Source organism: Streptomyces sp. NPDC050161, from assembly GCF_044460025.1.
Lineage (GTDB): Bacteria > Actinomycetota > Actinomycetes > Streptomycetales > Streptomycetaceae > Streptomyces.
In genome coordinates, this window is the sequence record NZ_JBITJM010000006.1 from 120,118 (window position 1) to 139,221 (window position 19,104).

Genomic DNA, 19,104 nt, shown 5'->3' on the forward strand with positions numbered 1-19,104 from the left:
GGCACCCCACCTCTGGCGCACCCGTCCGGAACCCGTCGGCGGACACACCACCATCCGGGTCACTCCCGGGCGTACGTACGGGCCCAAACCCGGATTCCCCCGCCCCTCGCCCGCTCCGTAGACTGCCCGGCATGCCCAGCACCTCCCCGGGGGACACCCCCCGGCCCCCCGGCCGTGAGCCTGCCGTCGAGGTCACCGGCCTGGTCAAGCGGTACGGGACCAAACCGGTCAAGACCGCGGTCGACGGGCTCGACCTGACCGTCGAGCGCGGCACGGTGACCGCCGTACTCGGCCCCAACGGCGCCGGCAAGACCACCACCATCGAGATCTGCGAGGGCTACCGCCGCCCGGACGCGGGGACGGTACGCGTCCTGGGCCTCGACCCGGTCGCGGACGCCGCCCGGCTGCGCCCGCGGATCGGCGTGATGCTGCAGTCCGGAGGGATCTACGCCGGCGCCCGCGCCGACGAGATGCTCCGGCACACCGCCACCCTGCACGCCCACCCCCTCGACGTGGACCACCTCATCGACCGGCTGGGCCTGGGCAGCTGCGGACGCACCACCTACCGGCGGCTGTCCGGCGGACAGCAGCAGCGGCTCGCCCTGGCGATGGCCGTCGTCGGCCGCCCCGAACTGGTCTTCCTCGACGAGCCGACCGCGGGCCTCGACCCGCAGGCCCGCCACGCGACCTGGGACCTCGTACGCGATCTGCGCACGGACGGCGTCGGTGTCGTGCTGACCACCCACTTCATGGACGAGGCCGAGCAGCTGGCCGACGACGTCGCGATCATCGACGGCGGCCGGGTCATCGCCCAGGGCAGCCCGGAGGCGCTGTGCCGCGGCGGCGCGGAGAACACCCTGCGCTTCACCGGACGGCCGGGCCTCGACCTCGCCTCGCTGCTCAAGGCCCTGCCCGCGGACAGCGCCGCATCCGAACCCGCGTCCGGCACCTACCGCGTCGACGGCACCATCGACCCCCAGCTGCTCGCGACCGTCGCCTCCTGGTGCGCGCAGAACGGCGTGCTCCCCGACGCCATAGCCGTCGAACGCCACACCCTGGAAGACGTCTTCCTGGAACTCACCGGCAAGGAGCTGCGGGCATGACCGCAACCGGCACGTTCACCCCGCGGCCCGGTGCCGCCCCGCTGCCCCGGATGATCCGGGCGCAGGCGGCGCTGGAAACCCGGATGCTGCTGCGCAACGGCGAACAGCTGCTGCTGACGGTCATCATCCCGACGCTGCTGCTGGTGCTGTTCTCCGCCGTCGACATCATCGACACCGGCGCCGGCAGCTCCGTCGACTTCCTGGCACCCGGCATCCTCGCGCTCGCGGTGATGTCGACCGCCTTCACGGGCCAGGCCATCGCCACCGGCTTCGAGCGGCGCTACGGCGTGCTGAAGCGGCTCGCCGTCTCGCCGCTGCCGCGCTGGGGTCTGATGACGGCCAAGACCTGCGCCGTACTGGTCACCGAGGTGCTGCAGATCGTGCTGCTGTGCGCGGTCGCCTTCGGGCTCGGCTGGTCCCCGCACGGCAACCCGGCCGCCGTGGTGCTGCTGCTGGTCCTGGGCACCGCCGCCTTCTCCGGCCTGGGCCTGCTGATGGCCGGGACGCTGAAGGCGGAGGCCACCCTGGCCGCCGCCAACCTGGTCTTCCTGCTGCTCCTGGTGGGCGGCGGCGTGATCGTCCCGTTGGAGAAGTTCCCGGAGGCGGCGCAGTCGGCCCTGGGACTGCTGCCGATCTCCGCGCTCTCCGACGGGCTGCGCGACGTCCTCCAGCACGGCGCCGGCGTCCCCTGGCCCGACCTCGGCATCCTGGCCGTGTGGGCGGTGCTCGGCCTGGGCGCGGCGGCCCGGTTCTTCCGCTGGGAGTAGTCCGGGCGGCCCGGCGACGGGCCGTACCGCCGGGCGGCCCCGGGCGTTCCGTCGCGATACGCCCCCCTCGTGAAAGTTTGCACAAAGGGCCGCCTACGATGTCTCCCGTGCCGAACACGCTGAACCCCCTTGAGCTGATCGCCCGCCACTGGCAGCCGTCCGCGCGCTTCGTGCGACGGGCCGCGCTCGCCACCGTCGTGATGGCCGTCGTCATCGTCGTCGCCGGTGGCGCCGTGCGGCTGAGCCAGTCAGGGCTCGGCTGCTCCACCTGGCCGCGGTGCACCCCCGACAGCCTCACGCCGACCGCGGCGATGGGCATCAACGGGAAGATCGAATTCGCCAACCGCCTGCTCACGTACGTGCTGTGCGCGTTCATCGGCCTGTTCATCATCGCGGCCCGCGCCCGTACGCCGCGGCGCCGCTCGCTGACCCGGCTCGGCTGGGCCCAGTTCTGGGGCGTCATGGGCAACGCCGTCGTCGGCGGCATCACCGTCCTGACCGGCCTGAACCCCTACATCGTCAGCGCGCACTTCCTGCTGGCCGCCGGCCTGCTCACGGTCGCCGTGGTGACCTGGCGACGCGCCTGCGAAGGCGACGACGCGCCGCGCGACGTGGTCGTCCGGCCGGTGCGCCAGCTGGCCTGGCTGCTGCTGGCCGCGACCGGCGTGCTGATCCTCATCGGGACGGTCGTCACCGGCACCGGACCGCACGCGGGCGACGCCAAGAAGGTACACCGCATCCCGCTGAACTGGCAGGAGGTGACCCAGCTGCACGTCGACTTCGTGTACATCGTCTGCGGCCTGACCGTCGCCCTCTGGTTCACCCTGCGCGCCGTCAAGGCGCCGGCCGCCGCCCGCCGCGCCGTACTGGAACTGTTCGGCTGCCTCCTCTTCCAGGGCGCCATCGGCTACATCCAGTACTTCCTGGGGCTGCCCGAGATCGTCATCGGCCTGCACATGCTGGGCTCGGCCCTGGTCTGGATCGCCGTCCTGCGGGTGGTGCTCGCACTGCGGGACCGCGGACCGCTGGCGGACGGGCCCGCCCCCGCCGGGGAGCACGAGTCCCTGCCGGCACAGCCCGAGGGCGCCCCGGCCGGCAGCCGGTAGAAACCGGCGGTACCGGAACCGAAGAAGCGGAGGGACACCGTCCCTCCGCTTCTTGCGTCCCGGATGCACCGGGCGTGACACGGCGCCGCGCCCGATGGACTCCATGGATGAGAAGGCGGACGAGCGCCCCGCACCGGGCTCAGTCGTTGGCCGGGCCACCCACCTGGATACCCGCCATCCGGGACCACTCGTAGCGGCCGGTGCGCACCCGTGCCGCGAGGTCGCCGTCGAAGTCGTCCTGGAGCGCGAGACCCGCCTGTGCGGCGGCGTCCTTGGCCGAGGCGAGGGAATCGGCGACGAGGTTGCCCCACTCACCGTTGGCCCCCACGAGGGCGACGCGGACGCGACCGCGGCCGATGTGCGCGAGCTGGCCTTCGGCGCTGCCGCCGTGCGTGGCCGCGAAGGCCCGGATCTCCTTGGCGAGCCTGGCCGTGTGCCGGGCGGCCCGCTTGTCCGTCACGCCGGCCCGCGCCTCGGCCGCCGGCTGCTCCTCCGCCTGCTTGGTGTCTGCCATACAAGGGATGCTACCCGCCGGTACGGCCATACGTACGGGTGATCCCGCCCACTGACGGAGGGGAGGGCCAGGGCCTCTCGTCCGGGTCAGGGAGCGGGATCAGGTGGTGCGTGCGGCCAGGAGGGGAGCGACGACAGGACTCAGCGGAGGAAGGGGTCCACCGCGACCGCGACGAACAGCAGCGACACATAGGTGATGGACCAGTGGAACAGCCGCATCTCCTTGAGCTTCGCTCCCGTGATGCCGGCCTTGGCGCGGGCCTGCAGCCCGTGCGCCTCCTTGAGCCAGAAGGCACCGCAGAGGACGGCGACGACGGTGTAGAACCAGCCGGTGTAGCCCAGCGGCTGGAGCAGCAGCGAGACGGCGACCATCACCCAGCTGTAGGCGACGATCTGGCGCGCGACCACCTTGTTGCCCGCGACGGCCGGCAGCATCGGCACGCCGACCCGCGCGTAGTCGTCCTTGACCTTCATCGACAGCGGCCAGTAATGCGGCGGCGTCCAGAAGAAGATGACGAGGAAGAGGACGAACGAGGCCCAGGAGACGGAATTGGTCACCGATGACCAGCCGATGAAGACCGGCATGCAGCCCGCGATACCGCCCCAGACGATGTTCTGCGTGGTGCGCCGCTTGAGGATCATCGTGTAGACGACGACGTAGAAAAGCAGGGCCCCGAGCGAGAGCATCGCCGACAGCGGGTTGACGAGGAACCAGAACCAGGCGGTGGAACCCACCGCGAGCGCGGTCGCGAAGACCAGGCACTCCCGCGGCGAGACCATGCCGGTGACCACCGGGCGCTGCGCCGTACGGTCCATCAGCGCGTCGATGTCGCGGTCGAACCACATGTTGTAGGCCGCGGCACCGCCGGCGGAGAGATAACCGCCGATGCAGGTCGTCAGCACCAGCCAGAGGTCCGGAACTCCCCCGGCCGCCAGGAACATCACCGGCACCGTGGTCATCAGCAGCAATTCGATGACCCGCGGCTTCGTGAGCGTCACGAATGCCTTGACTCGGGCCCCGAACGGCCGGTGACCGGGATTCGGACTCCCGGGGCTCTGAGAGAGCGCCCCCGCAGGACGGGATTCGACGGCCGTCACGCACACCCCTGGAAGTAACATCTGCGGCTTCTGCCGCGGAGATAAGGCCAGCAAGCACATCCGGCCGACGGCCGTGAAGCTTGCGCGTACCACGCCACTTTAGACGTTGGCCATACCGCGATCTTCGTGGGGGTCGGGTCGTGTTGGCCTTCCCGCGCCGCGCACCCGGGCCGGCCTTTCCCTCACCGTTCGCACGCCGTTCAAGAGGCGAAGGCACACCATGCCCGGCAGTCTGGTGACGTGGGTGCGCCCGGCAGGGCCGGGAATGCCGGAGTTGCCTTTTCTGTTGCCCGGAGCGACGAGTCCCCGCGGGGTTACGCCATCGACTCGGAGTCGAAAAGACGCACGCACCGGCGGGGGTAGGCTCGACATCGCCTGGCGGACATACCCGTCCGCGGCATTCGACATGTGGAGAGGAGCCCTGACTCAGGGTGAGCACCAAGCCGACCACCACAGATTTCGAGTGGACCGAACTGGACCAGCGGGCCGTGGATACCGTCCGTGTCCTGGCCATGGATTCCGTGCAGAAGGTCGGTAACGGCCATCCGGGTACGGCCATGAGCCTGGCTCCGGCCGCCTATCTTCTCTTCCAGAAGCTGATGCGCCACGACCCGGCCGACGCGGAGTGGACCGGCCGCGACCGGTTCGTGCTCTCCGCCGGCCACTCCAGCCTGACCCTCTACATCCAGCTCTTCCTGGCCGGCTACGGCCTCCAGCTGGACGACCTCAAGGCGTTCCGTACCTGGGGCTCCAAGACCCCCGGGCACCCTGAGTACGGCCACACCACCGGCGTGGAGACCACCACCGGGCCGCTCGGCCAGGGTGTCGCCAACGCCGTGGGCATGGCCATGGCCGCCCGCTACGAGCGCGGCCTGTTCGACCCCGAGGCCGCGGCGGGCACCTCCCCGTTCGACCACACCATCTGGGTCATCGCCGGTGACGGCTGCCTCCAGGAGGGCATCTCCGCCGAGGCGTCGTCGCTCGCGGGCCACCAGAAGCTCGGCAACCTCGTGCTGCTGTGGGACGACAACCACATCTCGATCGAGGGCGACACCGAGACCGCGGTCTCCGAGGACACCCTCAAGCGCTACGAGGCGTACGGCTGGCACGTCCAGCGCGTCGAGCAGCTCCCCAACGGTGACCTGGACCCGGCGGGCCTCGCCAGGGCCCTGGAGGCCGCCAAGGCCGAGACCGGGCGCCCGTCGTTCATCGCGGCCCGCTCGATCATCGCCTGGCCGGCCCCGACCGCCCAGAACACCGAGGCCGCGCACGGCTCGGCGCTGGGTGCCGACGAGGTCGCCGCCACCAAGCGCGTGCTGGGCTTCGACCCCGAGCAGAGCTTCGAGGTCTCCCCCGAGGTGCTCGCGCACACCCGTGAGGCGCTCGACCGCGGCCGGGAGGCCAAGGCCGAGTGGGAGAAGTCGTTCGCCGCCTGGCGGACCGCCAACCCCGAGCGCGCCGCCTCGTTCGACCGCATCGCCGCGGGCGAGCTGCCGGACGGCTGGGAGGACCACCTCCCGGCGTTCGAGACCGGCAAGGCCGTCGCCACCCGCGCCGCTTCCGGCAAGGTGCTGGCCGCGCTGGGCGGGGTCATCCCCGAGCTGTGGGGCGGCTCCGCCGACCTCGCGGGCTCGAACAACACGACGATCGACAAGACGTCGTCGTTCCTCCCCGAGGGCAACCCGCTGCCCGGCGCCGACCCGTACGGCCGCACGATCCACTACGGCATCCGCGAGCACTCCATGGCCGCGGAGATGAACGGCATCGCGCTGCACGGCAACACCCGCATCTACGGCGGCACCTTCCTGGTGTTCTCCGACTACATGCGCAACGCCGTCCGGCTGTCCGCGCTGATGCACCTGCCGGTGACCTACGTGTGGACGCACGACTCCATCGGCCTGGGCGAGGACGGCCCGACCCACCAGCCGGTCGAGCACCTGGCCTCGCTGCGCGCCATCCCGGGCCTCAACGTCGTGCGCCCGGCCGACGCCAACGAGACCGCCATCGCGTGGCGCGAGATCCTCAAGCGCTACACGAAGGAGTTCGGCGTGGGCGCCCCGCACGGCCTCGCGCTGACCCGTCAGGGCGTTCCGACGTACGAGGCGAACGAGGACGCGGCCAAGGGCGGCTACGTGCTGTTCGAGGCCGAGGGCGGCACGCCTGAGGTCGTGCTGATCGGTACCGGCTCCGAGGTGCAGCTCGCCGTCGAGGCGCGTGAGCAGCTCCAGGCCGCCGGTGTCCCCACCCGCGTCGTGTCGATGCCCTGCGTCGAGTGGTTCGACGCGCAGGACAAGGACTACCGCGACAGCGTGCTCCCCCCGTCCGTCAAGGCCCGTGTCGCCGTCGAAGCCGGCATCGGCCTGACCTGGCACCGCTTCGTCGGCGACGCCGGGCGCATCGTGTCCCTGGAGCACTTCGGTGCGTCGGCCGACGCGAAGGTCCTCTTCCGCGAGTTCGGCTTCACCGCCGACGCGGTCACGGCCGCCGCCCGGGAATCGCTCGAAGCCACCGCGCGCTGACGCACGTATACGACTAGTAGGAGATGCAATCCCCATGACAGACGCACTCAAGCGCCTCTCCGACGAAGGCGTCGCGATCTGGCTGGACGACCTGTCGCGCCAGCGCATCACGTCCGGCAACCTCGCCGAGCTGATCGACCAGCAGCACGTCGTCGGTGTCACCACCAACCCGTCGATCTTCCAGAAGGCCATCTCGGACGGCCACGGCTACGACCAGCAGGTCACCGACCTGGCGGCGCGCAAGGTCACCGTCGAGGAAGCCATCCGGATGATCACGACGGCGGACGTCCGTGACGCCGCCGACATCCTGCGGCCGGTCTTCGACGCCACCGACGGCCAGGACGGCCGGGTCTCCATCGAGGTCGACCCGCGGCTCGCGCACCACACCACGCCGACGATCGCCGAGGCCAAGCAGCTGGCGTGGCTGGTCGACCGTCCCAACACCCTGATCAAGATCCCGGCGACCAAGGCCGGCCTGCCGGCGATCACCGAGGTCATCGGCAAGGGCATCAGCGTCAACGTCACGCTGATCTTCTCGCTGGAGCGCTACCGCGAGGTCATGGACGCCTACCTCGCGGGCCTGGAGAAGGCCAAGGCCGCCGGGCTGGACCTCTCCAAGATCCACTCGGTCGCCTCGTTCTTCGTGTCCCGGGTGGACTCCGAGATCGACAAGCGCCTGGAGAAGCTGGGCACGGACGAGGCCAAGGCGCTCAAGGGCAAGGCCGCGCTGGCCAACGCCCGTCTCGCCTACCAGGCGTACGAGGAGGTCTTCTCCTCCGAGCGCTGGGCGGCCCTGGACAAGGCCCAGGCCAACAAGCAGCGCCCGCTGTGGGCCTCGACCGGCGTCAAGGACCCGGCGTACAAGGACACCCTGTACGTCGACGAGCTGGTCGCCCCGGGCACCGTCAACACCATGCCGGAGGCGACCCTGGTGGCCACCGGCGACCACGGCGTGATCACCGGTGACACCGTGCGCGGCACGTACGAGCAGGCGCAGGCCGACCTCGACGCGATCGGCGCGCTCGGGATCTCGTACGACGACGTCGTGCAGCTTCTGGAGGACGAGGGCGTCGAGAAGTTCGAGGCGTCCTGGAACGACCTGCTCAAGTCCACCGAGGCGGAGCTCAAGCGCCTCGCTCCGTCGGAGGGCTGACCCACTTTGTCCAGCAGCAATCCGCTGCGTGACGCCCAGGACCGGCGGCTCCCGCGTATCGCGGGGCCGTCCGGCCTGGTCATCTTCGGCGTCACGGGCGATTTGTCACGTAAAAAGCTGATGCCCGCGGTCTATGACCTCGCCAACCGGGGGCTGCTGCCGCCGGGCTTCTCGCTCATCGGGTTCGCCCGCCGCGAGTGGCAGGACGAGGACTTCGCCCAGGTGGTGCACGACGCGGTCAAGCAGCACGCGCGCACCCCCTTCCGCGAGGAGGTCTGGCAGCAGCTCATCCAGGGCATGCGCTTCGTCCAGGGAACCTTCGACGACGACGAGGCCTTCGAGACGCTCAAGGACACCATCGAGGAACTGGACAAGGCCCAGGGCACCGGCGGCAACTTCGCCTTCTACCTGTCCGTGCCCCCCAAGTTCTTCCCCAAGGTCGTCCAGCAGCTCAAGAAGCACGGGCTTGCCGACCAGAAGGAGGACTCCTGGCGGCGCGCGGTCATCGAGAAGCCCTTCGGCCACGATCTGGAGAGCGCCCAGGAGCTCAACAAGGTCGTCCACGAGGTCTTCCCGCCGCACGAGGTCTTCCGGATCGACCACTACCTCGGCAAGGAGACGGTCCAGAACATCCTGGCGCTGCGGTTCGCCAACACGATGTTCGAGCCGCTCTGGAACCGCTCGTACGTCGATCACGTGCAGATCACGATGGCCGAGGACATCGGCATCGGCGGCCGGGCCGGCTACTACGACGGCATCGGCGCGGCGCGCGACGTCATCCAGAACCACCTCCTCCAACTCCTCGCGCTGACCGCCATGGAGGAGCCCGCATCCTTCGACGCGGACGCGCTGGTCGCGGAGAAGACCAAGGTGCTGGGCGCCGTCAAGCTCCCCGCCGACCTCGGCAAGGAGACGGTGCGCGGGCAGTACGCGGCCGGCTGGCAGGGCGGCGAGAAGGCCGTCGGCTACCTCCAGGAAGACGGCATCGACCCCAAGTCGAAGACCGACACCTACGCCGCGATCAAGCTCCAGGTCGACAACCGCCGTTGGGCCGGTGTCCCCTTCTACCTGCGGACGGGCAAGCGCCTCGGCCGCCGGGTCACCGAGATCGCGCTGGTCTTCCAGCGCGCCCCGCACTCCCCCTTCGACCACACCGCCACGGAAGAGCTGGGGCAGAACGCCCTGGTCATCCGGGTGCAGCCGGACGAGGGTGTGACGGTCCGCTTCGGCTCGAAGGTGCCGGGCACCTCCATGGAGGTGCGGGACGTCTCGATGGACTTCGCGTACGGCGAATCCTTCACGGAGTCCAGCCCCGAGGCGTACGAGCGGCTGATCCTGGACGTCCTGCTGGGCGACGCCAACCTCTTCCCGCGCCTGGAGGAGGTCGAGCAGTCCTGGCGGATCCTCGACCCGATCGAGGAGTACTGGGACCGCAACGGCAAGCCGGCGCAGTACCCGGCCGGCACCTGGGGCCCCACCGAGGCGGACGAAATGCTCGCACGAGACGGACGGAGCTGGCGTCGCCCATGAAGATCGATCTGACGGAAACCACGGCCAGCAAGATCAACAAGGCGCTGGTCCAGGGCCGTCGCGCCGTCGGCACCCCCGCCGTCGGCATGGTGCTCACCCTCGTCATCGTCACCGACGAGGAGAACGCCTACGACGCCCTCAAGGCGGCCAACGACGCGTCCCGCGAGCACCCCTCGCGGACCCTCGTGGTCATCAAGCGGGTCAGCCGGACGCCGCGCGACCGTGCCAAGGCCAGGCTGGACGCCGAGGTCAGGGTCGGTGCCGACGCGGTCACCGGCGAGACGGTCGTGCTGCGGCTGTACGGCGAGGCGATCGACCACGCCCAGTCCGTGGTGCTGCCGCTGCTGCTGCCGGACGCCCCCGTGGTGGTCTGGTGGGCCGTCAACGCGCCGCTGGACCCGGCCAAGGACCCGCTCGGCTCGCTGGCCCAGCGCCGGGTCACCGACGCCTACGCCGCGGAACAGCCCATCCGGGAACTGACCGCACGCTCCGAGACGTACACGCCCGGCGACACGGACCTGTCCTGGACCCGCATCACGCCGTGGCGCTCCATGGTCGCGGCGGCGCTCGACCAGATGCCGTGCAAGGTCACTTCGGCCGAGGTCGAGGGCGAGGAGTTCAACCCCAGCTGCGAGCTGCTCGGCATGTGGCTCGCCAGCCGGCTGGACGTCCCGGTCACCCGCACCGTGTCGGCGGGCCCCGGCCTGACCGCGGTACGGCTGGAAACCAGCTGCGGCCCGATCGTGCTGGACCGCCCGGACGGCTCGCTCGCCACCCTGTCGATGCGCGGCCAGCCCGACCGTGCGGTCGCCCTCAAGCGGCGGGAGACCTCCGAACTGCTCGCCGAGGAACTGCGCCGGCTCGACCCGGACGACACCTTCGCCGCCGCGCTCAAGTACGGCGTGGACCGGCTCGGCGACGGTGACCCGAAGGCGGAGAGCGAGACCGGCTCCGCCCCGGACGGCGAGGCCGGCAGTGCTCAGCCGAAGCCCGCGGCGGCCAAGAAGGCGCCCGCCAAGAAGGCAGCCGCCAAGTGAGCGCTCCGCAGGTCGTCGTCCACCGCGACAAGGAGCTGATGGCCCGTGCCGCGGCGGCCCGGCTGATCACGAAGATCGTGGACGCCCAGGCCGCCCGCGGCTCCGCCTCCGTCGTGCTGACCGGCGGGCGCAACGGCAACGGACTGCTCGCGGCCCTCGCCGAGGCCCCCGCGCGGGACGCGGTGGACTGGTCGCGGCTCGACCTGTGGTGGGGCGACGAACGGTTCCTCCCGGACGGCGACCCGGAGCGCAACCACACCCAGGCCCGTGAAGTCCTCCTGGACAGCGTCCCGTTGGACCCCGCGCGGGTGCACGTCATGGCCCCGGCGGCCGGCCCGTACGGCAATGACGCCGACGCCGCGGCCGAGGCGTACGCCGCCGAACTGGCCGCCGCCGCAGGCCCGGAGGACCACGGCCCGGTGCCGACGTTCGACGTCCTGCTGCTGGGTGTCGGCCCCGACACCCATGTCGCCTCGCTCTTCCCCGAACTGCCGGGGGTACGCGAGAGCGAGCGGACGGTGGTCGGCGTGCACGGCGCGCCCAAGCCGCCGCCCACCCGCATCTCGCTGACCCTGCCCGCGATCCGCGCGGCGCGGGAGGTCTGGCTGCTGGCGGCGGGCGAGGACAAGGCCCAGGCCGCGGCCATGGCGCTGTCCGGCGCCGGGGAGATCCAGGCCCCGGCGGCGGGCGCCAGGGGCCGCAGCCGCACGCTGTGGTTGCTGGACGAGGCAGCCGCTTCGCAACTGCCGCGCGACCTGTACCCGCCGGCCTCCGCCTGACCTGCCGGTTCCACGCCGAAGGGCCCCCGCACCAGGAACGGTGCGGGGGCCCTTCGGCGTGTGGCACGGCCGGGCCGGCCGGCTGCGGCTCAGCGCCCGCGCAGCTCCCGGTACTTGGCGACCAGAGCGGCCGTCGAGGCATCGAGGCCCGGCACGTCGGTGCCGTCCGTCAGCGCCGGCTCGACGCGCTTGGCGAGGACCTTGCCCAGCTCGACGCCCCACTGGTCGAAGGAGTCGATGTTCCAGACAGCGCCCTGGACGAACACCTTGTGCTCGTAGAGGGCGATCAACTGGCCCAGGACGGACGGGGACAGCTCATCGGCCAGGATCGTGGTCGTGGGGTGGTTGCCACGGAACGTCTTGTGCGGCACCAACTCATCGGCCACCCCCTCGGCACGCACCTCGTCGGGCGTCTTGCCGAAGGCCAGCGCCTGGCCCTGCGCGAAGAGATTGGCCATCAGCAGGTCGTGCTGGGCGACCAGACCTGGCGCCAGATCACCGACCGGCCGGGCGAAGCCGATGAAGTCGGCCGGGATCATCTTCGTGCCCTGGTGGAGCAGCTGGTAGTAGGCGTGCTGGCCGTTGGTGCCGGGCGTGCCCCACACCACGGGGCCGGTCTGCCAGTGCACCGGATTGCCGTCGCGGTCCACGGACTTGCCGTTGGACTCCATGTCCAGCTGCTGGAGATAGGCGGTGAACTTGGAGAGGTAATGGCTGTACGGCAGCACGGCGTGCGACTGCGCGTCGAAGAAGTTGCCGTACCAGATGCCGAGCAGGCCCATCAGCAGCGGCACGTTCTCCTCGGCGGGAGCCGTGCGGAAGTGCTCGTCGACGAGGTGAAAGCCGGCCAGCATCTCGCGGAAGTGCTCCGGACCGATCGCGATCATCAGCGACAGGCCGATCGCCGAGTCGTACGAGTAGCGCCCGCCGACCCAGTCCCAGAACTCGAACATGTTGGTGGTGTCGATGCCGAACTCCGACACCTTCTCGGCGTTGGTCGACAGCGCCACGAAGTGCTTGGCGACCGCGTCGTCACCGGCGCCCAGGCCGGTCAGCAGCCAGTCGCGGGCCGAGGTCGCGTTGGTGATCGTCTCGATGGTGGTGAAGGTCTTCGAGGCGATGATGAAGAGCGTCTCGGCCGGATCCAGGTCACGCACGGCCTCGTGCAGGTCGGCGCCGTCGACGTTGGAGACGAAGCGGAACTGCATGTCCCGGTGGCTGTAGGCGCGCAGCGCCTCGTACGCCATCGCCGGGCCCAGGTCCGAGCCGCCGATGCCGATGTTGACGACGGTCTTGATGCGCCGGCCGGTGTGGCCCTTCCAGTCGCCGGACCGCACCCGGTCGGCGAAGGTCGCCATCTTCGTGAGGACGGCGTGCACACCGGGTACGACGTTCTCGCCGTCGGTGGCGATGACCGCCGAGCCGGGGGCGCGCAGCGCGGTGTGCAGCACCGCGCGGTCCTCGGTGATGTTGATCTTCTCGCCGCGGAACATCGCGTCCCGCAGGGCGGCCACGCCGGTCGCCGAGGCCAGCTCGCGCAACAACAGCAGCGTCTCGTCGGTGACCAGGTGCTTGGAGTAGTCCACGTGCAGATCGCCCACCTGGAGCGAGTAGCGCGCGGCGCGCTCCGGCTCCTCGGCGAACAGCTCGCGCAGCTGCACCTCCCCCAGCTGCTCGCGGTGCTTGCTCAGCGCATTCCACTCAGGCATCTGGTCGAGCCTGCTGCGGCCTTCTGCGTTCATCTCGGACATCAGCCTTCTTCATCTCGTACCGGCCCCGCCACCCTCCAACCTAATTGATCAGCGCGCGATATGAGGTGTCTGTCCACTGTCGGCCGACGGAAGAACGGGTATCAGCGCGAGCGCCCCGGCCCCCAGCAGCACGGCGGCCAGCAGCGCCGGGCTGTTGAGCCCCCAGACCTCCGCCAGCACCCCGCCGAGTACCGCACCCAGCGGAGTGCCGGCCATGGAGACCGTCCGGAAGGCGGCGCTGATCCTGCCGAGCATCCCGTCGGGACTGCGCTGCTGGACGATCGTGGTCTCCAGGACGTTCCACACCATCCCGGCGAAGCCGAACAGGCCCAGCAGGACGGCCGCCGCCCACAGGGACCGCACCGTTCCGAAGAGAACCAGCGTCACGGCCTGGAGGAGACCGGCGACGAGCAGTGTGCGGGCCGCGCCGCCCGCTGCCGCCACCACCCGGCCGGCGAACAGCCCGCCCAGCACCATTCCCGCGCCGTACCCGGTCGTCACGCACACATAGCCGACGTCGCCCGCGCCCAGCCATCCCCTGACCAGGACGACGAGAGTGGCGATCAGCGCGCCGATGCCGACATTGGCCAGCACCACCGAGAAGCACACCGCGCGCAGCACCCTGTCACGCCACAACACCCGTATGCCGTCCGCCGTTTCGCGCAGCAGGGTGGGCCCGGCGGCGGCCGGCTTCCGCGTCACCACGGTGGTCCGCAGCGAGGCGACGAGAGCGGCGGCGACGAAATACGTGACAGCGTCCGCGAGGAACGGAACGGCCGCCCCCAGGGCGATCAGGGCCGGCGCCACCGGCCCGCCCACGAACCGCCGCACCAGCTCCTGACCGGTCATCAGCCGGGCGTTGGCCGCCGTGAGGGCTTCCTTGGGCACCACGGACGGCAGCAGCGCGGTGGCGGCGTTGTCGAACAGCGTCTCCAGCGTCGTGAGCGCGAAGGCGAGCGCGAGCAGCAGTCCGATCGAGGCCAGACCGGACGCCACGGCGAGGGCGAAGCCCGCCATCAGCAGCCCGCGCGCCACATCCACCGCCCACATCGCCCGCCGCTGGTCCACACGGTCGGCGACCGCGCCGCCCAGCAGGCCGAAGAACAGCCAGGGCAGGAAGCCGCAGACGGTCACGAGCGAGATGAGCACCGGTGAATCGGTCAGGGCGTACGCCAGCAGCGGCAGCGCGGTGCCGCGCAGCGCATCCCCGAAGCGGGACACGGCCGCCGCACTCCAGAGCCTGCCGAACCCGCCCCGCCACACAAGGGCGACACCTCCCGGCGCCCCCGCCTCCACCCCCGCCATGACGTCCCCCCGTCCCGGATCCCTCACCACTACGCACACCATAAGCGGGAGCACTGACAACGGCCTCGGGCCAACTCCCGGCCCTGTGTGGCAGGTTGCGGCCAGGCGGTCGACCGGGGCCGTTCGAGGGAGACTTGAGCGGGCGGCACGCGAACGGCCCGGTCCGGAGGGGAAGTTCCCTCCGGACCGGGCCGTGAGTCGTCTGTGCCCGCCCGTCAGATCTCACCGCGGAGCTTGGCGAGCGCCTCCGCGAGAATCGCCTCACCATCGGCGTCGCTCCGGCGCTCCCGGACGTACGCGAGGTGCGTCTTGTACGGCTCGGTGCGCGGCGGGTCGGGCGGGCTGTCCCGGTCCTTGCCTGCCGGGAAACCACAGCGCGGGCAGTCCCAGGTGTCCGGAACCTGCGCATCACCGGCGAAGCTGGGCTGTGTCTCGTGCCCGTTGGAGCACCAGAAGGAGATGCGGGTACGCGGCGCGGACTCGCCGCGCTCGGCCTCCCCCATCGGCCCCGCCCCGACCCGACTTCCTCGGATCGCGTTGCCACTTGCCACGGTCGTAACTCCCTGCGTCATGGTGCTGCAAAGCATCTCACTGCCGCTGCGCTGCGGGCGCTTCAGTCTATGTAAGGCCCAACGCGCGTCCAGTGACAGGAGTTACACCCCGCCCGAGGACGCCGCCTTCATGATAGGCCGCGCCTCCGACGGTATGTCAGTTACCGAGCTTCATCAGGACACCGAGGGCGACGATGCAGGCGAACCAGAGCAGACCGATCACGATGGTGATGCGGTCGAGATTCCGCTCGGCGACGGAGGAGCCACCGACGGATGACTGCATTCCGCCACCGAACATGTCGGACAGGCCGCCACCCTTCCCCTTGTGCATGAGCACCAGCATCATCAGCAGCAGGCTGAAGACGATGAGGGCGATCGAGAACCCGATGACCACGGCTGGACCAACTCTCTAGGACTGACGGACGGTATCGATGGTGCTGACGCCTGCCGGCGACAGTCGCGACGCCGCACGACGGTGAAATCGTGCGGGGCCGGGCGGCGCGTGAGCGCCCTACCCGGCCCCGACAGGGTACGACGGGCCGGGCCCGTCGTCATAGCTGCTACTGGTCGCGGAAGCGGACGATCTTCACGAACTCGTCCGCGTCCAGCGCCGCGCCGCCGATCAGCGCGCCGTCGACGTCGGGCTGCGCCATGATCGCCGCGACGTTGCCGGACTTGACCGAGCCGCCGTACTGGATGCGGACCTTGTCGGCCAGCTCCTGGCTGTACAGCTCGGCGAGGCGGCCACGGATCGCACCGCAGACCTCCTGCGCGTCCTCGGGGGTGGCGACCTCGCCGGTGCCGATGGCCCACACCGGCTCGTACGCGATCACGATGGACTCGGCCTGCTCGGCCGGGACGCCGTCGAGGGCACCGTCGACCTGCGCGAGGGTGTGCGCGACCTGGTTGCCGGCCTTGCGGACGTCCAGGCCCTCGCCGACGCAGAGGATCGGGGTCAGGCCGTGCTTGTAGGCGGCCTTGACCTTGGCGTTGCAGACCTCTTCGTTCTCGCCGTGGTACTGGCGGCGCTCGCTGTGGCCGATGGCCACGTAGGCACACTTCAGCTTCGACAGCATCGCGCCGGAGATCTCACCGGTGTAGGCACCGGAGTCCTGCGCCGAGAGGTCCTGGGCGCCGTACTTGATCTTCAGCTTGTCGCCGTCGACCAGCGTCTGCACCGAGCGGAGGTCGGTGAAGGGCGGCAGCACCGCGACCTCCACCGCCTCGTAGTCCTTGTCGGTGAGCGCGAAGGCGAGCTTCTGGACGTGCGCGATGGCCTCGAGGTGGTTGAGGTTCATCTTCCAGTTGCCCGCCATCAGCGGGGTGCGGCCCTCGTTAAGAGCAGTCACGTTGTTCAGTCCTCCAGTGCAGCGAGGCCGGGGAGCGTCTTGCCTTCGAGGTATTCGAGGCTGGCGCCACCGCCGGTCGAAATGTGGCCAAAAGCGTTCTCGTCGAAGCCGAGCTGCCGGACCGCGGCGGCGCTGTCACCGCCACCGACGACGGTGAAGGCCGACGAGTCCAGCAGCGCCTGCGCGACGGCCTTGGTGCCGTTCGCGTAGTCGGGGTGCTCGAAGACACCCATCGGACCGTTCCAGAAGACGGTGGCCGCGTCGGCGAGCTTCGCCGCGTACAGCTTGCGGGTCTCCGGGCCGATGTCCAGGCCCTCCTGGTCGGCCGGGATGGCGTCCGCCGCGACCGTGGTGGGGTGCGCCGGAGCCTTGGTCTTCAGGTCGGGGAAGTCCGCGGAGACCAGCACGTCGACGGGGAGGACGAACTCCACGCCCTTCTCCTTGGCGCGCTCCAGGTACTCCAGAACGGCCGGAATCTGGTCCTCCTGGAGCAGCGAGATGCCGACCTCGTGGCCCTGGGCCTTGAGGAAGGTGTACGCCATGCCGCCGCCGATGAGGATGCGGTCGGCCTTCTCCAGCAGGTGGTCGATCACGCCGAGCTTGTCGGAGACCTTCGCGCCGCCGAGCACCACGGCGTAGGGGCGCTTGACGTCCTCGGTGAGCTTCTTCAGGACGCCGACCTCGGTGGCGATCAGACCGCCCGCGGCGTGCGGCAGCCGCGCCGGGAGGTCGTAGACGGAGGCGTGCTTGCGGTGCACGGCACCGAAGCCGTCGCCGACGTACAGGTCGGCCAGCTCGGCGAGCCGGTCCGCGAAGGCGCCGCGCTCGGCGTCGTCCTTGCTGGTCTCGCCGGCGTTGAAGCGCAGGTTCTCCAGGACGGCCACCTCGCCGTCGCCCAGACCGGCGACGACGGACTTCGCGGCGTCGCCGACCGTGTCGGTGGCGAAGGCGACCTCGCGCCCGAGCAGCTCACCCAGGCGGGCGGCGGCGGGGGCGAGCGAGAAGGCCGGGTCCGGGGCGCCCTTGGGGCGGCCCAGGTGTGAGGCGACGATGACCTTGGCGCCGTTCTGGGCGAGCTTGGCGATCGTCGGCTGGACGGCGCGGATCCGGCCGTCGTCGGTAATGGTCGTGCCGTCGAGCGGCACGTTCAGGTCGGCGCGGACGAATACCCGCTTGCCCGCGACCCCGTCGGCGATGAGTTCGTCGATCGTCTTCATGAACTAGTGACTCCGTTGCATCAGATCAGTCATGGGTCGGGGCCCGTACGTCGCGTCGTCGCGTCGTACGAGCCCCGTCCGCTACATCTCGGTGCTTGGGTGCCCGTGCAGCAGGAGGGCACCGCCCAGTGTCAGCTGGGGGAGATCAGAGCTGTCCGCCGACGAAGGTGGTCAGGTCCACCAGACGGTTGGAGTAGCCCCACTCGTTGTCGTACCAGCCGATGACCTTGACGCTCTTGCCCTGGGCCATGGTCAGGGAGGAGTCGAAGGTGCAGGACGCCGGCCAGTTGACGATGTCCGAGGAGACGATCGGGTCCTCGGTGTACTCCACGATGCCCTTGAGCTGACCCTCGGACGCCTTCTGGAAGGCGGCGTTGACCTCGTCCTTGGTGACCTCGCGCTCCAGCTCGACGACCAGGTCGGTGACCGAACCGGTGGGGACCGGGACGCGCATGGCGATGCCGTCCAGCTTGCCGGCCAGCTCCGGGATCACCAGGGCGGTGGCCTTGGCGGCACCGGTGGTGGTCGGGATGATGTTCTCGGCGGCGGCGCGGGCACGGCGCAGGTCGCTGTGCGGGAAGTCCAGGATGCGCTGGTCGTTGGTGTACGCGTGCACCGTGGTCATCAGGCCCTTGACGATGCCGAAGTTCTCCAGGAGAACCTTGGCCATCGGCGCCACACAGTTGGTGGTGCAGGAGGCGTTGGAGATGACGTTGTGCTGGGCCGGGTCGTACTGGTCCTGGTTGACGCCCATCACGATGGTGATGTCCTCGTCCTTGGCGGGCGCGGAGATCAGGACCTTCTTGGCGCCGGCGGCGAGGTGCTTGGAGGCGTCGGCCTTCTTGGTGAAGATGCCGGTCGACTCGATGACGATGTCGGCGCCCAGCTCGCCCCAGGGGAGGTTCGCGGGGTCACGCTCGGCCATCGTCTTGAAGGTCTGGTTGCCGACCGTGATGGTGTCGTCGGTGTGGCTGACGTCCTGCTTGAGACGACCCAGGATGGTGTCGTACTTCAGCAGGTGCACCAGGGTGGCGTTGTCGGTCAGGTCGTTGACACCGACGATCTCGATGTCCGCACCCTGCTCCAGGAGCGCGCGGAAGTAGTTGCGACCAATGCGGCCGAATCCGTTGATGCCTACGCGGATCGTCACGAAACCGATCTCCTCGTTGGTGCGCCGGCGCGATACCGGCGAGCTGTATGGGATGTCCCCGACCGCCTCCGACCCTACCTCCAATACGAGAGGTACGTGACATTGACAGGAGCCGCTTCAGCACGCTCACCCGACGGCTTCCGGCCGGGATGCACGACGCCCCCGGAGTCACGTGG

General features: G+C 70.2%; 17 protein-coding genes. 8 read left to right on the plus strand and 9 right to left on the minus strand.

Annotation, left to right across the window (positions count from 1 at the left end):
• Positions 1 to 131: 131 nt before the first annotated feature.
• The 3 genes from ACIBK8_RS12950 to ACIBK8_RS12960 all read left to right on the plus strand — a co-directional run bounded on the left by ACIBK8_RS12950 (position 132) and on the right by ACIBK8_RS12960 (position 2,976).
• Positions 132 to 1,103: an ABC transporter ATP-binding protein gene (locus ACIBK8_RS12950; protein ID WP_399041793.1), complete on the plus strand. Its 972-nt coding sequence runs from the start codon at positions 132 to 134 to the stop codon at positions 1,101 to 1,103.
• Positions 1,100 to 1,870 carry an ABC transporter permease gene (locus ACIBK8_RS12955; protein ID WP_399041794.1) on the plus strand — a complete coding sequence of 257 codons (771 nt, stop codon included), beginning with the start codon at positions 1,100 to 1,102 and terminating at the stop codon, positions 1,868 to 1,870. Before ACIBK8_RS12950 ends, ACIBK8_RS12955 begins: the two co-directional genes overlap by 4 nt.
• Positions 1,871 to 1,977: 107 nt before the next feature.
• Entirely contained in the window at positions 1,978 to 2,976 is a 999-nt protein-coding gene (locus ACIBK8_RS12960) for a heme A synthase (protein WP_399041796.1), read from the plus strand.
• Positions 2,977 to 3,115: 139 nt separating this feature from the next.
• Here the strand turns inward: ACIBK8_RS12960 and ACIBK8_RS12965 are convergent, their stop codons facing one another.
• Positions 3,116 to 3,490 carry a hypothetical protein gene (locus ACIBK8_RS12965; protein WP_399041797.1) on the minus strand — a complete coding sequence of 125 codons (375 nt, stop codon included), beginning with the start codon at positions 3,488 to 3,490 and terminating at the stop codon, positions 3,116 to 3,118.
• 140 nt (positions 3,491 to 3,630) lie between these two features.
• On the minus strand, positions 3,631 to 4,608 hold the full coding sequence (locus tag ACIBK8_RS12970) for a heme o synthase (RefSeq protein ID WP_393679234.1): 978 nt from the start codon (positions 4,606 to 4,608) through the stop codon (positions 3,631 to 3,633).
• A 410-nt stretch (positions 4,609 to 5,018) separates the two neighbouring features.
• On the opposite strand from ACIBK8_RS12970, the gene tkt reads away from it, so the two are divergent.
• Genes tkt through pgl form a run of 5 tightly spaced genes read left to right on the plus strand, consistent with a single transcriptional unit; the run spans position 5,019 to position 11,605 of the window.
• A complete protein-coding gene (gene tkt / locus ACIBK8_RS12975; protein WP_399041798.1) occupies positions 5,019 to 7,106 on the plus strand; it encodes a transketolase in 2,088 nt (695 codons plus the stop codon).
• Positions 7,107 to 7,140: 34 nt separating this feature from the next.
• Complete coding sequence (gene tal, locus ACIBK8_RS12980; protein WP_393679237.1) at positions 7,141 to 8,259, plus strand: transaldolase; 1,119 nt, start codon at positions 7,141 to 7,143, stop codon at positions 8,257 to 8,259.
• Positions 8,260 to 8,265: 6 nt separating this feature from the next.
• Entirely contained in the window at positions 8,266 to 9,789 is a 1,524-nt protein-coding gene (zwf, locus tag ACIBK8_RS12985; protein ID WP_399041800.1) for a glucose-6-phosphate dehydrogenase, read from the plus strand.
• Positions 9,786 to 10,826, plus strand: coding sequence for a glucose-6-phosphate dehydrogenase assembly protein OpcA (gene opcA / locus ACIBK8_RS12990; RefSeq protein WP_399041801.1), 1,041 nt, complete (start codon positions 9,786 to 9,788; stop codon positions 10,824 to 10,826). Before zwf ends, opcA begins: the two co-directional genes overlap by 4 nt.
• Positions 10,823 to 11,605: a 6-phosphogluconolactonase gene (gene pgl / locus ACIBK8_RS12995; RefSeq protein WP_393679242.1), complete on the plus strand. Its 783-nt coding sequence runs from the start codon at positions 10,823 to 10,825 to the stop codon at positions 11,603 to 11,605. Before opcA ends, pgl begins: the two co-directional genes overlap by 4 nt.
• Before the next feature lie 89 nt (positions 11,606 to 11,694).
• Here the strand turns inward: pgl and pgi are convergent, their stop codons facing one another.
• The 7 genes from pgi to gap form a co-directional block, all read right to left on the minus strand.
• Complete coding sequence (pgi, locus tag ACIBK8_RS13000; protein ID WP_399042072.1) at positions 11,695 to 13,347, minus strand: glucose-6-phosphate isomerase; 1,653 nt, start codon at positions 13,345 to 13,347, stop codon at positions 11,695 to 11,697.
• Between the two features lie 57 nt (positions 13,348 to 13,404).
• Entirely contained in the window at positions 13,405 to 14,661 is a 1,257-nt protein-coding gene (locus ACIBK8_RS13005) for an MFS transporter (RefSeq protein WP_399041804.1), read from the minus strand.
• 215 nt (positions 14,662 to 14,876) lie between these two features.
• Positions 14,877 to 15,212 (minus strand): RNA polymerase-binding protein RbpA, encoded by a 336-nt coding sequence (locus ACIBK8_RS13010; protein WP_006606296.1) that lies wholly within the window; start codon positions 15,210 to 15,212, stop codon positions 14,877 to 14,879.
• Positions 15,213 to 15,369: 157 nt separating this feature from the next.
• Positions 15,370 to 15,606, minus strand: coding sequence for a preprotein translocase subunit SecG (gene secG, locus ACIBK8_RS13015; protein ID WP_393679245.1), 237 nt, complete (start codon positions 15,604 to 15,606; stop codon positions 15,370 to 15,372).
• Positions 15,607 to 15,772: 166 nt separating this feature from the next.
• On the minus strand, positions 15,773 to 16,528 hold the full coding sequence (tpiA, locus tag ACIBK8_RS13020) for a triose-phosphate isomerase (protein WP_393680294.1): 756 nt from the start codon (positions 16,526 to 16,528) through the stop codon (positions 15,773 to 15,775).
• A gap of 38 nt (positions 16,529 to 16,566) precedes the next feature.
• Positions 16,567 to 17,778: a phosphoglycerate kinase gene (locus ACIBK8_RS13025; protein ID WP_399041806.1), complete on the minus strand. Its 1,212-nt coding sequence runs from the start codon at positions 17,776 to 17,778 to the stop codon at positions 16,567 to 16,569.
• A 145-nt stretch (positions 17,779 to 17,923) separates the two neighbouring features.
• Positions 17,924 to 18,928, minus strand: a complete 1,005-nt coding sequence (gene gap, locus ACIBK8_RS13030; protein ID WP_399041807.1) for a type I glyceraldehyde-3-phosphate dehydrogenase — start codon at positions 18,926 to 18,928, stop codon at positions 17,924 to 17,926.
• Between the last annotated feature and the right edge of the window lie 176 nt (positions 18,929 to 19,104).